General features: G+C 38.3%; 15 protein-coding genes and 1 pseudogene. 3 read left to right on the top strand and 13 right to left on the bottom strand.

What is annotated here, in order from left to right; all coding sequences use genetic code 11:
- Positions 1 to 319: 319 nt before the first annotated feature.
- Positions 320 to 1,513, top strand: a complete 1,194-nt coding sequence (locus tag ACZ42W_RS07635; RefSeq protein WP_011459365.1) for an IS256-like element ISDha1 family transposase — start codon at positions 320 to 322, stop codon at positions 1,511 to 1,513.
- A 272-nt stretch (positions 1,514 to 1,785) separates the two neighbouring features.
- Here ACZ42W_RS07635 and ACZ42W_RS07630 read toward each other — a convergent pair whose 3' ends face one another.
- From ACZ42W_RS07630 to ACZ42W_RS07590, 9 genes are all read right to left on the bottom strand, one after another.
- Positions 1,786 to 2,517, bottom strand: a complete 732-nt coding sequence (locus tag ACZ42W_RS07630; RefSeq protein WP_464169692.1) for a DUF4241 domain-containing protein — start codon at positions 2,515 to 2,517, stop codon at positions 1,786 to 1,788.
- A 110-nt stretch (positions 2,518 to 2,627) separates the two neighbouring features.
- On the bottom strand, positions 2,628 to 3,188 hold the full coding sequence (locus tag ACZ42W_RS07625; protein ID WP_464170904.1) for a DUF2238 domain-containing protein: 561 nt from the start codon (positions 3,186 to 3,188) through the stop codon (positions 2,628 to 2,630).
- 240 nt (positions 3,189 to 3,428) lie between these two features.
- Entirely contained in the window at positions 3,429 to 4,361 is a 933-nt protein-coding gene (locus tag ACZ42W_RS07620) for a DUF4830 domain-containing protein (protein WP_464169690.1), read from the bottom strand.
- A 170-nt stretch (positions 4,362 to 4,531) separates the two neighbouring features.
- A complete protein-coding gene (locus ACZ42W_RS07615) occupies positions 4,532 to 5,080 on the bottom strand; it encodes a hypothetical protein (protein ID WP_464169689.1) in 549 nt (182 codons plus the stop codon).
- Positions 5,081 to 5,330: 250 nt separating this feature from the next.
- Entirely contained in the window at positions 5,331 to 5,495 is a 165-nt protein-coding gene (locus ACZ42W_RS07610) for a hypothetical protein (RefSeq protein ID WP_464169688.1), read from the bottom strand.
- An 83-nt stretch (positions 5,496 to 5,578) separates the two neighbouring features.
- Positions 5,579 to 6,079, bottom strand: coding sequence for a hypothetical protein (locus tag ACZ42W_RS07605; protein ID WP_464169687.1), 501 nt, complete (start codon positions 6,077 to 6,079; stop codon positions 5,579 to 5,581).
- Positions 6,080 to 6,306: 227 nt separating this feature from the next.
- Complete coding sequence (locus ACZ42W_RS07600) at positions 6,307 to 7,005, bottom strand: hypothetical protein (RefSeq protein ID WP_464169686.1); 699 nt, start codon at positions 7,003 to 7,005, stop codon at positions 6,307 to 6,309.
- Positions 7,002 to 7,514: a hypothetical protein gene (locus tag ACZ42W_RS07595; RefSeq protein ID WP_464169685.1), complete on the bottom strand. Its 513-nt coding sequence runs from the start codon at positions 7,512 to 7,514 to the stop codon at positions 7,002 to 7,004. The genes ACZ42W_RS07600 and ACZ42W_RS07595 overlap by 4 nt, the downstream gene beginning before the upstream one ends.
- A 189-nt stretch (positions 7,515 to 7,703) precedes the next feature.
- Complete coding sequence (locus ACZ42W_RS07590; RefSeq protein WP_464169684.1) at positions 7,704 to 8,417, bottom strand: sulfite exporter TauE/SafE family protein; 714 nt, start codon at positions 8,415 to 8,417, stop codon at positions 7,704 to 7,706.
- A 389-nt stretch (positions 8,418 to 8,806) separates the two neighbouring features.
- On the opposite strand from ACZ42W_RS07590, the gene ACZ42W_RS07585 reads away from it, so the two are divergent.
- Positions 8,807 to 10,021, top strand: a complete 1,215-nt coding sequence (locus ACZ42W_RS07585; protein WP_464169682.1) for an IS110 family RNA-guided transposase — start codon at positions 8,807 to 8,809, stop codon at positions 10,019 to 10,021.
- 163 nt (positions 10,022 to 10,184) lie between these two features.
- Here ACZ42W_RS07585 and ACZ42W_RS07580 read toward each other — a convergent pair whose 3' ends face one another.
- On the bottom strand, positions 10,185 to 11,264 hold the full coding sequence (locus ACZ42W_RS07580) for a hypothetical protein (RefSeq protein WP_464169680.1): 1,080 nt from the start codon (positions 11,262 to 11,264) through the stop codon (positions 10,185 to 10,187).
- 242 nt (positions 11,265 to 11,506) lie between these two features.
- Entirely contained in the window at positions 11,507 to 11,866 is a 360-nt protein-coding gene (locus ACZ42W_RS07575) for a hypothetical protein (RefSeq protein WP_464169678.1), read from the bottom strand.
- Positions 11,867 to 12,581: 715 nt separating this feature from the next.
- Here ACZ42W_RS07575 and ACZ42W_RS07570 point away from each other — a divergent pair.
- Positions 12,582 to 13,746, top strand: a pseudogene (locus ACZ42W_RS07570) (IS3 family transposase).
- 136 nt (positions 13,747 to 13,882) lie between these two features.
- On the opposite strand, the gene ACZ42W_RS07565 reads toward ACZ42W_RS07570, so the two are convergent.
- A complete protein-coding gene (locus ACZ42W_RS07565; protein ID WP_464169676.1) occupies positions 13,883 to 14,287 on the bottom strand; it encodes a GNAT family N-acetyltransferase in 405 nt (134 codons plus the stop codon).
- A gap of 206 nt (positions 14,288 to 14,493) precedes the next feature.
- A complete protein-coding gene (locus ACZ42W_RS07560; RefSeq protein WP_464169675.1) occupies positions 14,494 to 15,123 on the bottom strand; it encodes a LolA family protein in 630 nt (209 codons plus the stop codon).
- Positions 15,124 to 15,232: the final 109 nt, after the last annotated feature.

Here is a 15,232-nt window from a genome sequence, read left to right as displayed (position 1 = left end):
AAAGTTCATTTTTGTTTCTTACAGGAATGCTACAAGTGTGCATTATCCCCCACTAATCCTTAATCAGCGCATGGACGCGCGGCCCTGCGTTCGGTTTCGGATAACGTTTTGTATTCCCGCTGCGTCCCAACCACATGCATCATCCTCTAAGTTGCGGGAATTCTGTGTTATGCGCTGTAGCCGGCATGCATCCTACTCAAAATCGAAAACCATGAAATCGGATAGAGTACAATTAAGTTCGCAAAAGTAAAAAAGGAAAAGCCATCGGTAACTCCGAAAAGGTAAGTGCTGAAGCAAACCAAAAAGGAGTTGTTAACCGATGGCTTACCCAAATTCTACCGTACCTTTTGAAAAAATGCTAATGAAATTTGTAACCGAAGAAGATCCCATGCAGGCTATGTTAAAATGGCTCTGCGAAAGGCTGATGGAAGCAGAAGTGGATGCAAAGCTAGGTGCTGAAAAATCAGAACGGTCTACTGAACGTCAAGGGTATCGATCAGGCTATCGCGTTCGCCGTTTCGATACCCGGATGGGGACACTGTATTTAATGGTACCCAAACTGCGAAATGGCGGCTATATCCCTTTCTTTGTGGAAGGTAAGAAACGTTCTGAATTGGCCTTGATGAATGTGATTCAAGAAGCCTATGTTAATGGCGTATCCACCCGTAAAATAGAGAAACTCACTAAGTCCTTAGGCATTGACTCCATGTCACGAAGTCAGGTATCAAGCATCGCTAAAGAACTGAACGAACAGGTTGAAGCCTTTCGTAATCGAAGTCTCGATAAAGTCTATCCCGTACTCTGGGTGGATGCTCTCTATGAGAAAATCCGAGATGATCGAAGGGTCAAAAATATGGCAGTGCTGATTGTAACGGGTATTGATCTAGAAGGCAAACGAGATATTCTGGCCGTAGAGCCCATGCCAGAAGAGTCCACAGCAACCTACACCAGTCTCTTCGAAAAGTTAAAGTCACGAGGACTAGAGAAAGTCTGGCTGGTTGTCTCAGATGCCCATAAAGGGTTAGTTAAAGCTGTTCAAGAGTCCTTTATCGGGTGTTCCTGGCAACGCTGTAAAGTGCATTTTATGCGGAACATCCTCGCTCATATATCCGGTCGAGATAAGCAAGCGTTTGCTAATAAACTAAAGCAAATCTGGCTTCAACCAGACTATAGCAGTGCAAAGAAATACGCTAATTCTCTGATGGATGAGTTTGAGGCCAAATATCCTGAAGCCATTAAAACTCTGGAAGAAGGGTTGGAAGACTCACTACAGTTTTTCAGCTTTGCAGAGATTGATTCAAGAAAGATCGCGTCAACCAACCTGCTGGAAAGACTCAACCGAGAAGTACGTAGAAGAACCCGGGTGGTTGGGATATTCCCAAGTATGGATTCCTATATTCGGCTAGTAACCAGCTACCTTATTGAGTATAGCGAAGACTGGTGCAGTGGCCGATCCTATATCAATCCAAAAATCATCACTTCGATTGAGCAGGAACGTTCAAAAGCTGCGTAAGCCTTAATCATTAATTCAGAAAAGCATGACGCTCGGCGCTAGCCAAGCAAACTCTCTTTGATTTAGGGTTACTCTTTGGGGTGAAAGAGACTTTGCCGTCTTCAAGCGTTTTGGTAGGGTGCACGTGTCAATGGGATGATGCCGAGCATATCCTCGGCCTGACGGCCTCCGGTATCCCTCGCATCACCCTTGACACTCTTCCCAACTTACGCTTTTACATAAAACATTTAGCCTTAAGGGGTTCTGATGGTTTTTGCGAACATTTCTTGACACTATCTGAAATCGACTATCAGGGAACATATCTGATTTGAATTATCAACTCCCCAATAACACGGATAGTAGCCATCTCCATATCCCGAATGAAACATAATAACATTCCTATCTACAGAGCCTGGCATATTGAAGTTTAGCCAATCACCTATGTCCCTTGGATCATCTGGATTAACTGCATTCTTCTTAAACTCGTCAGCGAAAAAATCATCGTATATGTTACCGTCTGGATTTGAGTTGTAGAAATTCTTATGAAATTCCCTATATAATGTTTGACTTCCTTCATCACAAAAACACCCTAATCCTGCATCAACTGGATAACCAAAGTAATCTCCATCATTTTTGAGCTCACTCGGGTTCTGCTCCTCTGTTAGTGCCATTTCCCATTTAATTGGTTTATTATCAGAGAACTTCACCCGAACAATTGCATACCTATCGCCAGAATCTACTGTTTTTGCAATGCAAACGGTCACAGGATAATTGCCCGGCTTTACGCTTTTAGCAAATGTCTTCCAATCGCCAAGAAAAACTAATGGATCGCAAGCAACAACTCTGCCCGTAGACAAATATAGCTCCCCTAATTCTAATAACTCAAGATCTATTCCATCATATTGAGTACGCGTGAAAAACAAGGAATAATCAACTGCTGAGTAGAGAAATTTATTATCTGGAATGTATTTGGACTTATTAAACAACTTCCCCCAAAAACTCATCTCTAAAATCCTTTCTTTCATCGGCTATGGCGCATAACGTCCCGAGAATTCCCGACGCGCCCCAATCACATTCATCCTAGCAAAGTGTCGGGAATTCTCTGTTATGCGTAGTAGCAACATCTCTTTCTCACTTAACAATTAATTTTCCTTAAAAACCTGTCATGTAGATTGCTCATCGATACTATTGATATTGTTGCTCCCAAAAGTGCCATAAACATATCCCATTGTGTATCCCAAACATCGCCTTGAGTACCTAAAAATGCATCAGCTGCGCTACCAGTAGCCTCTGCCACTCCCCATTCTATTAATTCATACAAGGAACTAATGGCAAGACAAATACTAATGATAATGAAAGATAACAATTTACCTCTCTTTAACCCTGATTTCCGCAATAATATTTCCCTGACAATAATGGCGGGTATAAAACCTTGAGCAAAATGCCCCAACCGATCGTAATAGTTCCTAGCAAGATGAAATGCATCTCTTATCCAATTAAATATCGGCATTTCTGCATATGTGTAGTGTCCACCTACTATTAGAATAATCGCGTGTACTAATATCAAGAAATAAACTAAATTGGTCAACCTAAATCGATTATATGCTAACGTTATAACCACCAGCCCGATGAGAGAAGGAAAAACTTCTAAAAACCACGTAAACAAATCCTTTGGATTTATAACTGACCAAATCATTACGCCAAAGAAGACTAATAATAAGCCGGTATGTAATGGTTCAACTTTCTTAGAAATTAGCCTATTGTTCACTCTAATCCTCCCATAATCCATCTCCGACATTGCTGTTACGCATAACTTCCCGAGGATTCCCGAAGTCTGGTTACTACCTTCATATATTCTCAGATTTTGGGAACATGTTGTTATCCGATGCCCCGGTTAATTTAGCCCCAAATTTACGATAGCAAGTTATACTCTAATTCATGGTCCTGTACCAAGCCCTTGAATTTTCCATCCATTATCATATTTTTTTAGTATCGCAAATCGAGTACTCTTCCCGTTAGGAGTATTAAAAGCGGGATGCTTCCACTCAATTTCAAGATTAACCTGAATGCCAACTATTTTCCTTTGGCTTAAATCTTTGATCTCAATAGTATGGTTTTCTGGATCATATGGCCGTAGATATTCAATAGGCTTACCTTTGACTATGCTCTCAGCTAATGAATTATTTTGACTAAAACCATCATTATAGAGATGCCCTGGTTCCAGATTCAATGTTAGAGATTCTAGTAAAGATTGAGGGGAAAGACAAGCATGCGCTCTAACTTTGTCCCCTTTATTGATTGAATCAAAAAAGGTATCAATTACTTCAGTTGGTCCAAGACTTGCCAAATCAGCATTAGTCCCAGAAGTAGCAAAATAATGTTCTTGTTTAACCCATTCTTCAAAACCAAGTCCCGTTATCTCAGTTAATGTACGCTTTTTTACTGATGGGCCAATACTTTGGATATTGAAGGCTAGCCATGCTCCAACAACTTGCCCACTTTCTACAATCAAAATAGCATTAGATGGGTAATTAAAACTCGATTGTGTATCTGAACCTGGCAATCCATCTTTCAATTCATAAACATGTGCTTCTACACTCTTCCCCTTTAAGCTAGTGAGGTCTAATCCTACATCCTTTGAATACTCATTCGCTAAGCCCCAATACATTCCAATTGGATATTCGCCTAGCCTAACCCGCCAGTCCGAAGGCACCTGTACTTTAACTATAGTTGGATTTTCTTTAACATCTAACTTATACCGTTTTAAAAAGTCCATTTCGCCAGAAAGAGAAGTGTTGGAACTTTGGCTACAACCTGTTAGCCCAAGAATAAGTATCATTATCCAGCTTAAAAAAAACTTATAAACCATACTTTCTCCTCCTCCAAATCTCTTTCCCCTAATTATCGTTTCATCAACTTAGGGGTTTCGGATAACGTTTAGGAGTTCCCGCAGCGTCCCAACCACATGCATCATCCTCTAGTTGCGGGAACTCTGTGTTATGTGAAGCGCCAATCTCAAAAGTACTGCTTTCTACATTTTTAATCCTTTAACTTTCCGACACTTTTTAAAGCATTGTAGATAAGTTGATTACTTCTTGGATCAGATTTGATATTGATTGTTTCTTCACTAGGATATCCAGCCGCAATTCTTATTACATTCTTTTGGGTGGCAGGTGGAAAAATCATGATAGTTGGTATACTTGCCGCTAATGACGAAATAGGCGTCCATAATGCGCCTAAATATACTCTTTCATTATCTGCAATTATTACAAAAGGCAATCCATCCAGTGGTATTTTGTCAAACGACTCATTAAATCTAAAGTCCTGTCTGAGCTCTAATTCATGTTGATTCCATTTATATGATATTAAATCCTTATCCGTAAATATCGGTTGAGACTCTAAAGGTAATTCTTCAATCTTAGACTTTATTGCATCATTGGTTTTAACCCCTTTAACTAAAACAATTGCAAAATGAGTAGAAACTTTACTATTACTCATGCTACTGCTAGGGTTTCCAGCACAACCTCCAATGGCCAAAATAAATACAAGTGATAAACAAAAATACCTAAATCTAATTAAGTCCTTCATTTTAATCAACTCCTAACCAAAGAACATTCATTATAATATTCCCCAGAAAAAGCTGCCCCGATATTGGCGTTTCACATAACGTTTCGCAGGTTCCCGCTGCGCTTTAACCGCATTCATCATCCTCCAAGTGGCGGGAACGTGCTGTTCTACGACGTATTGTGCCCCCAGATTCAGACAGCGCCATGGACGGCGCTGCCTTAAGCATGACCTGAGACTTCTGCGTCATAAAATAAGAAAATTGTGCATTATATTATCTAGAATTTTTATTGATATATATATTTAAAGCTTGTACTGCTTTAAATGATACATTAATCGCTGACATATAAAGTAGAACTTCTAATATTGATTTAATAAATCCTAAACTAATACTTAAATAACTAAGGCTTCCTACAAAACCTCCCATATTTTCTATCATATCAATTCCTCCTTTATTCAAGTCTAATATTATTTGTTACACATTATCCTTACGAATGCGTCACTATATAAGAAAAATGTAACTTAAGCATTTATCCCAGAACGTGTTACTCTCAATTTCTTTAACAGATACCCAATCAAGTATCCAATAGTACCGACTGACCATGATGAAATCATACTAACTAATATTTGTACCAGATAATGAGTGTTTCCACCTGTTCTAACCGTGTAAAAATATCTAAGTCCTAAAGTCGGAACAATGGTGAATATTTCTACAGGAATTACTATAATTGCAAAGCCACCGATAGGAGCCATTAAAACAGAGTTTAGCCCTATTAAGCCACCAATTCCCCAATATAGTGAGATGAATTTCACAAAACTCTTCTTCTTCGTATAGCCCATAACTATTCCGTATAATAGCAAAGCTACTAAAAAGACTATTGTTACCAACAAACCTTCAAACTTATCTGGAACTGTACCCCATTCCCCTACGTAAACTGCCAAATTGGACTTGTAGCCAAACAGAATTGCCAAGATTGATATCAAGAAAATAAAAAGAAAATTGTTTTTTATAATTTTCACCATCTTTCCATGGTTAACAGTCTGTATTTCACGATAAATTTGATACGCATTTTCCTACAACTGCGAAGCAATACCCCATAATTTTCACCCGCGCCATGGACGGCGCGGCCTTGTACGATATGTCGTAGAACGTTTAGGAATTCCCGCAGCGTCCAAACCACATGCATCATCCTCTAAGTTGCGGGAATTCTGTGTTATGCGATGGATGTGCCCCCAGATACAAGCCTAAGTTACTTATTGTATATCCCCTCGATTATTTTATATCGAGCAACGAGTTGTCCATTGTAGTAAATATTTATGTAATATTGAAATCCTATATCGAGGTCTTTCCTATCGATTAGAATATCTTGTTGATATATCTCCCCTCTGGCTAATTCTATACTCTCTTTTGTTTCATTCTCGTTATGCTTCTGTGACCAACGCCAAATCAATGTACCTGGGTCACCAATGGTATTTAAGTCCGCTTTAACAACACCTACATCTATTGAGCTTTTTCCAATAGTAATTGATTCATCGGATTTATTTTTAATTTTGTAGTTTATAATTATTTTTTCGGGACTTGGATGGACCTCTGTTTCCAAGAAAAATAATTGAGGATTAATTGAATACCCAGGTGATTCCCATAACATTTTTTCTGTATGTGGACCATTCCCAATAGACTCATTTATTGTCTTATCCAAGACTCCTAAACCTACACTACCAGCAATAAGAAATAAGATAATAATTCCTAGAATAAAGTGTGGATTCTTCAGGATTTTTTTAGAGCCCAGACATACCACTCCTAAACAAAATCTTGTTTGCACATCTGTCGTATAACGTTTAGGAGTTCCCGCAGCGTCCTGACCATATGCATCATCCTCTAGTTGCGGGAACTCTGTGTTATACGACGCTACGGCAGATTGTACATTCATAACCCTTAAGTTATTCACAAGTCAAATTGATCCCCTTTTTCGTTATACCCCTTAAACTTGTAACCGTCTCCTTTTGCCTCAAACTGATATAGCCATATTCTTTCGCCATTATTTGCCTGAATAATTTCTGCATAATCATGTTCTTTTTCGTTTTTAATAACTTCGACTTTAGTTATTTCTGGATTGTTTATTATTCCAAAATAAAGTCCAAGATTAAATGGTTCAGTATGGCTAAACTGAGTATTAACCGACAAGTTGCTTCCATGGTACCCTGTAAACTCCCACCCTTTATTCCCTTTTAATAAACTTAAAACGCCAATAATTTTATTTTGACCCTTCACAAAAAACAAAACTTCTTGACCAAACGTCTTGGTTAAAATAACGTTATCGAATTGAACATCCGCTTTCTTAAAATTGTAATCAATCGTATGAGTGTATAATTTTATACTTACTGTTAATGCAATTATCAAGGCAACAGTGGATATTCCTAATATCACTGAGATTATTCCTAAAAACCTTTTACTCACGCAATCACTCCTATAAGACCTAGTAGTGTCGTATAACGTCCCGGGGGTTTGCGACGTCGGGTTACTACCCAAAATTTCTTCTCCGATGTTGCAAACCCACTGTTATGTGAAGGATGGCGACCCCATATTTAACTTTTACAATTATCTTTAGCAATACTATTTTGAACTGCTTATGTGTCAAATTGGGTTTTACAAAGTTGTAAGTAACAAATACATACCTGTAAAGAATAGCAAGATATAGATTATCTTTTGAAAGAGTTGCTGATTAAGTTGCGCAAATACCCATTGGCCTAAATAAATTCCCAGTAAAGTAAACGGTAAGGCCCAAAGGGTTGACATCCATACACCCTTTGAAAGGCTATACATTGAAAACTGAAGTAAAAGACTAATTAAATAAACGAACACAAAGTAAGCTAACGTGGTACTACGAAGAGTCGACTTATCATCTTTAGCCCCGGCAAAATAGATCAATAATGGAGGTCCTGGCATACCTAAACTTGTTGTGAGTAAGCCCGATAATGCCCCTGTTAGTAATTCTTTTAAATTGCTTTGTCTGATATTAACTTTAACAACTAATAATCCAGTTGATGCAAGGATCAGTATACTCAAGAAAATTTTTAGAGGGCGCACATCAAGAAAGATAAAAAGCAAAAGACCAGGTAAGATTCCTATTAGGCTCCCCTTTATCAATCGTATCAAGCTATCTTTGTTGACTTCTTTTCGTATTTTGTAAGTCATTATAAGAGATATCAAAAGAGAGAGTATGATATTTAACTGTATTGCATCGTGTGATTCAAAAAGTAGTAATAGAAACGGAGTGGCCATAATTGAAAATCCAAATCCAGTTCCGGCTTGTAAAATTGATGCAACTAAAACTATAATAATTAAACCGAATGTATCCATAAAATCCCCTTTTAAATATAAGTTCGTGCTTACTACTTAATTCAACATCTCTCAATATCTCTGCCATCTTTCACATAACGTCCCGTGAATTCCCGACGCGTCCCTACCCACATGCATCATCCTCTAAGTGTCGGGAATTCGCTGTTCGTATTATAGGTTCATAACCAGTTCAATCTGGGTATGGATCTTTTTCTTTTGTGTTCCTTTATACTGAAGAAAACTGGGTAAGAACGTATTCGCTGTTGGGACCTGGATTCCGTCGCATAAACTGTTCACGCCCTCTTTGACACCAATACTTTGATTGAGCTGGTTGGGCCTTGAGCCCGTATCACAATGCGAACCTAAGGGTGGTTGTTAAAGATGGAACCCGGTAAAAGAGGAGGTTTTTCATGATTGATGTTCCTGTGTTAAGTATTGATGTTTCTAAGTCTAAGAGCGTGGCTGCTTTGTTTAAGGGGTATCAAGAGTCACTTTCCAAACCCTTTTCCTTCTTACATTCTCCAAGTGATATGTCTAAGTTAACCGATAAGCTCATCAAAATCGAGAGCGAAACGGGTAAACGTCCTCATGTGGTAATGGAAGCTACGGGGAACTACTCCAAACCGATTTCAGCCTACTTTCAAGACGCTGGTTATAAGGTTACTATTCTTAACCCTCTCCAGACTCATGCCGAGAAGAAAAAATCCGTCCGCAAGGTTAAGACTGACCCTATTGATGCGAATCGGATTGCTCAGGTTTACTATTTAAATGAGTTTGTCGAGGCCAAACCCCTTGATGAACATATCCTGGAGTTACAGAACCTTTGCCGGCAATATGATAGGTTTAATACGCTATATACGGAAACTCAACTTCGATTTCGCTCAGTGTTAGACCTGATCTTCCCGAAGTTTGAGTCGGTATTTGCTCATCTCTGTAGTCCTACTTCATTAAGGGTTCTTTCTTCTTTTCCTTCACCAGCAGCCATTCTATCGGCCAACCGGAATCAGATTATTGAGTGTCTTAAGCCTGCGAAGAAATCAAGAGACTGGAATGAACTTAAAACAGATGATCTCATCTCGGCTGCCAAGGAAAGTTTGCCTTTTAACCGGGTCCAACAGTCAAATATACAGGTTTTAAGGATGTACATTGAACTCCTTTTATCCCAACAGGATATTCTGACTGACATACGGGCTCAAATGGTCTACTGGGCAAACTTCTCCTCTGATTACCCTCTCCTCCGTTCTATCCCAGGCGTAGGAGATGCAACAGCCACCACCATTCTTGCAGAGATTGGTGATATAAAGAGATTCCCGAGCGCAAAACAGCTGGTCGCTTTCGCAGGCATTGACCCATCTGTCTTTGAATCGGGAAAATTTAAATCGAGTCATAATAAGATATCTAAGAGAGGGTCACCTTATCTTAGAAAAGCAATATATCAAGCCACAGTGGCTGGGATTAGTAATAGATCTGGCGGCCCCTTAAACTCAATTCTCAGAGACTTTTACCTAAGGAAAATAAACGAAGGTAAGCCGGTTAAAGTTGCTATTATAGCCACGGCCAACAAAATGATAAGGATGATCTACGGGATCCTTTCCTCACAACAACCCTTTTCCACTTCAAACTAATAATTCTCTGCGGACTTAGAGATACCTTTTATTTACATACTCTTTTTTCAAGCTTACAACACGTACGCCAGCTTTGCTATACTCTATTTCTCTTAGTGTTAGTCTTATGAAACTTTTTCTTGACAGCAATTAGCTGGTTTAAGTGAAGTTGGTCCGTCCCATATTATCTTACTTTATACGCTTCATCTAAAAAGTTTGGAATACTATCTCTTTTACTAAGATTAAATGTATTAGCAGCTTTCTCCAATGGATTAACTAATGGACTAGTTAATAGTGCTATTGGTGTTTGTTGTGTTACTTCTTTGAGATTCTCATCATTAAGCAATTTATTATCTATGCCTTTATAAAAGAAAACATCTTCCGAATAGCTAAAAATTATATAGTTTAAGGACTTTAATTTCTCCTCGGTGGATAATCTCCTAAATTGCTTTAAAAAGCTACTATACCTTCTCTCTTGATTTCTTAGAAATATTAAAATAACACTATGATTTTCTAAGGGAAACACGCAAATATGAATATCTTGCATGCGATAACTTGGTGAGGATTCATAAATATTATTAATAATATTTCCTTCAAAATCCGAAATTAAGGTAACACTATTCTGAAATGCTAGAGGAACTACATAATTAAGATTTTCATAATAAGCTAAGTAAAAATAATCGTCCCATTTCTTTTCTAAAGCCTTTTTTGCATAGTTGAAGCCATCAATATATTCATTCAAGTCAAGGTTGTTAATTGTTTGTTGATGGCTTAGATCATTACCCGTCATCTCTGCTATATTATTGTAAAGTGCTATTTCCATTTCTCTTTTGCTTATACTCTTAAGATAATTCTTTAGTGCTATTTGTGCTAACATTTTTCCGGTCGGCTTTACTGAATAATTATCTGGATTCTCATAATCGCTAAATATTGTTTTATCACATTCTCTACAAATTAGCCTAAATGTTCCAGCTTCATTAAGACCCTTTTCAGTATCGAGCAATGGCATATCTATTAGTGTATTTGAATAGTACAGGTGTCCATCTACTGAAATATTTCTTAAAGTAAATTTCGGAACGGAATGAGAATTGCAAAAGCTGGTACAAGGGGTACCACAATAATAGCAATTCGGCTTCCTTGATTCTTCCCTACTCTTCTTGAGAAACTCTCTTATTTGCTTGTTATATTGGACTTTATCTTTTTCATATATTTCACGATCAATTTTGGAAAAACCCAGATTGAACATTTCTACATGGTCGAGCAATCTATATCCTCCTCGTTAATCTAATACTATTTCTAATAACGTGATAAACCATCTTCGATAGACCAATTTCACTTAACGTTTCGCAGGTTCCCGCTGCGCCCTAACCGCATTCATCATCCTCTAAGTGGAGGGAACCTGCTGTTCTACGACGTATTGTGCCCCCAGATTCAGACAGCGCCATGGACGGCGCTGCCTTGACCACAACCTGAGACTTCTGCGTCATAAAATAAGAAAAATGTAAATTACCTAAAATCTGAATTATTATATTTTTCTTCATTCATATTCCATGTTAAAAACAAACTAATAAAAAATACAATAAATCCCCCACTAAACCCAGGCCAGTATTCAATTACTTGAATAAAGCGATTTCCTTCAATCAAGTTAAAGATGATAGCAATTACCCAAAATCCAATAGTAAATTTAGATATACTATATAGCACATATTTACGCTTACCTTTTCGCCTATCTTTTTCCCACCTTTTGATAAACTTCTCTTTGTTTTTCAAACTCATTCCCCCGCTATTTACTTCACATTTTCCTACTGCTGCGAAGCAATACACCAAAATTTTTACCCGCGCCATGGACGGCGCTGCCTTAAACATAACCTGAGACATCTGCGTCATAAAATAGGAAAAATACGCAAGATACACTCAACCATTAAATAATCACTACCCCTAATTTTTTAAGACGGCACATGCATTATCGTAGTCATTCATATGTACATAAATGTAATACATAATTGAATACTCCATATTCTCGCCAAAGGTACCTGTTCTAGCTCTTCTTGAACTAAAAAGATATGTATTGTTGTTGTTAACTAATTTATGCTTATATTTTATATTGTTTGCTACAAGTGTTTGACGTACTTCATTAAACTTTTGCAAGGAGTTTCCAACAAAAATCTCTCTTTGATTCCAAAACATTATCATAATTTAATTTGTCACCCTCCTTATAATGAAGATTTTCTTACAACTGCGAAGCAATACCCCATAGTTTTCACCCGCGCCATGGACGGCGCGGCCTTGCACGATATGTCGTAGAACGGACGGGGATTCCCGCAGCGTCTTCACCACATTCATCATCCTCTAGTTGCGGGAATCTTGTGTTATGTGACGTTTCCTGCCCCATGAAGCCAGAGCGCCATGGACGGCGCGCCCCTAGACAATTCCAGCAACTTACATTTTAAGAACAACGCAAGTAACACAATATATTTAATTACAACTGTTTACCCATCATAACCATACTTTCGTATAGTGAACCGTACCCGGTTTGAAGGACACATAAAACTGAGATAATATTTCTTGGAGGTGTCCATTTTTGAGTGACAAGGGTAAACGGTATAATCGAGAATTCAAGTTTGAAACGGCTAAACTGATTGTAGATAAGGGGCGAAGCGTCCCCAGTGTTGCAGCAGATATGGGGATAACAGACCAAACGTTGTACCGATGGGTTAATCAGTATCGAAAGGATACACCGAATGCTTTCCCTGGTAGTGGAAAACTTAAGCCTTCTGATGAGGAAATGCGTCAGATGAAGCGCCGTATTGCTGATCTTGAAGAGGAAAATGCCATCCTAAAAAAAGCAGCGGCCATCTTCATAAATCACCGGAAATAAGATTTCAGTTCATTGATGAACACCGCTTCAAGTTCCGTGTAGAGAAGATGTGCCAGATACTTAAGGTTTCGAGAAGCGGGTATTATGCATGGCGCAAAAGACCGAAAAGTAAACGTCAAAAAGGAATGAAGAATTACTCAAGAAAATCAAGAAGATGCATAAGAAATCTAGAGAGTTATACGGTGTAAGACGAATTATCCAAGACCTCCACAAAGCCAAAATTTGTTGTGGGAAGAATCGAGTTCACAGGTTGATGAAGGAAAATGACATTAAATCCATTAGACCACGAAAGTTTAAAGCGACAACGAATTCTAAGCATAACTACCCAGTTGCCGAAAACCTTCTGAATCAAAACTTCAAGGTAGATGAACTCAATCAGGTGTGGACTGCGGATATTACCTATATCCCAACGGATGAAGGCTGGCTTTACCTAGCCGCAGTTCTTGATTTATGTAACAGAGAAGTGGTTGGATGGTCAATGGACAGCACGATGAGCAAAGAATTAGTGATGAATGCTTTAGATTTGGCGTTGAAAAGAACGAAATCGCCTAGGGGGGTCATGCATCATTCGGATCGAGGGAGTCAATATGCAAGCCATGCTTATCAAGCCTTAATAAACAGATACGGACTTGTCGGAAGCATGAGTCGTAAAGGAAATTGTTACGATAATGCATGCACGGAATCATTTTTTAGCACATTGAAGAATGAGCTAATTCATCTGATGCATTTCAAGACTCGTGAACAAGCCAGGATAGCAATTTTTGAGTATATCGAGATTTACTACAACAGAACGAGATCACATTCTAGCTTAGGGTACAAGTCGCCATACGAATTTAGAAAACAGTTGATGAGTCGTACTGCAGCTTAAAACCAGCTATTTAACCTACCTCGGGACCTGGATTCCATAAATTCCCCCGGGGGTTGGGGCAGAGCCCCAAAAAGTAAGGAACCTAAGAACCAACTCAAAAGTCACAGTTTTGTGTGTCTATTTTATCGGGGACAGCTCATAGCTTTAATCCTCTCTTTTCATAAAATCCTTTTGTTTCATCATCTCTAGATGTAAATAAAACGATTTCTTTAACTCCTTTATCTTTCAACCTTTTTTCAAATTCATCAAGTATTCTGCTTCCTATTCCCCTACTTCGCATCTCGTTCTTTACGCAAAATTCCTTAATGTTGAACATTATGCCATTATAAAATTGTTCCTGGCTACCTAAAATCATGCCGCACAATACTTTTTCTTGATATACCTTAAGTCCATAAAAATCTTCACAATTAACAAACTGGTGCAATCTTTTCGATGCTGTAACTATAGACCATTCATCATTCCATGGTGGTGCATTAAATGTATCAACATACATCTTTGCCAGCTCACCAATATCAAATAAAGTTATTTCTTCAAATTTCACTTTAATCTCCCCTTACAAAACAGGTCGCAAAATCCAACTGTTTGAAATAGGTTTTTAGCTCCTCTCGTCTTAATCCCGCCATGGACGGCGGGCGGTCCTGCAGGAAATGTCATATAACGTCCCGAGTATTCCCGACGCGTCCCAACCCACATGCATCATCCTCTAAGTGTCGGGAATTCGCTGTTATGTGCAGTAGCCTTCCTTCTTTACTCTAAGATTGCTGACTCCGGAATAGAAAATTCTTTATCAGAAACCGAACCATGACCTATTTTTACATTCTTATAAGTATATGAGATATAAACCTTCTCATCATCTGCAATTTCAATTTTTGTTGGAACTCCTGTTTTCTTATCTATCCATATTCTAGAAGGATCCACCCCATTAGCTATGTTTGTCTTTACAATTACACTTTGCCTTCCTTCTATTTCCTCCATCCCAATTATTTCTGCTTTTTTCGGATCTATCATATCAATATATCTTAAAAACGAGTCCTCTCTTATTCCCTGAAATTTTCCGACCATTCCTGTCACTTCAGCAGCCGATTCATTTTTGTTTTGAATCCTATATTTTGTAACCTTACTTGGGCCATCGCTTATAGTACCAAGTGTGTCTAGCTTTACCTTACCTCTGAATGTAGTTACTTCGTGTTTATATTTATTATCCTTAACCCAAACCTTACCATCAAAGATTATCTCTCCAGTATTACGTTCTTCATAATAAAACTCTTTTATATCTCTGCTCATATCAATTAGGCTATCCAAGTCAGTTGCCTTAGCACACCCTGTTGTAAAAAAAGAGATGCATATAAGAATTACCCAAAACAATTTTCCCCTCAAATCATTCTCCTCCTCATTCGTCGCTATTGCACATAACGTGCCGTGAATTCCCGAAGTCTGGTTATTACTTGCATATTCTCTCAGTTTTGGGAATTCACTGTTATGTGTA

The organism is Desulfitobacterium elongatum (genome assembly GCF_055378975.1).
This window is presented reverse-complemented; position numbering and strand designations above follow the sequence as displayed.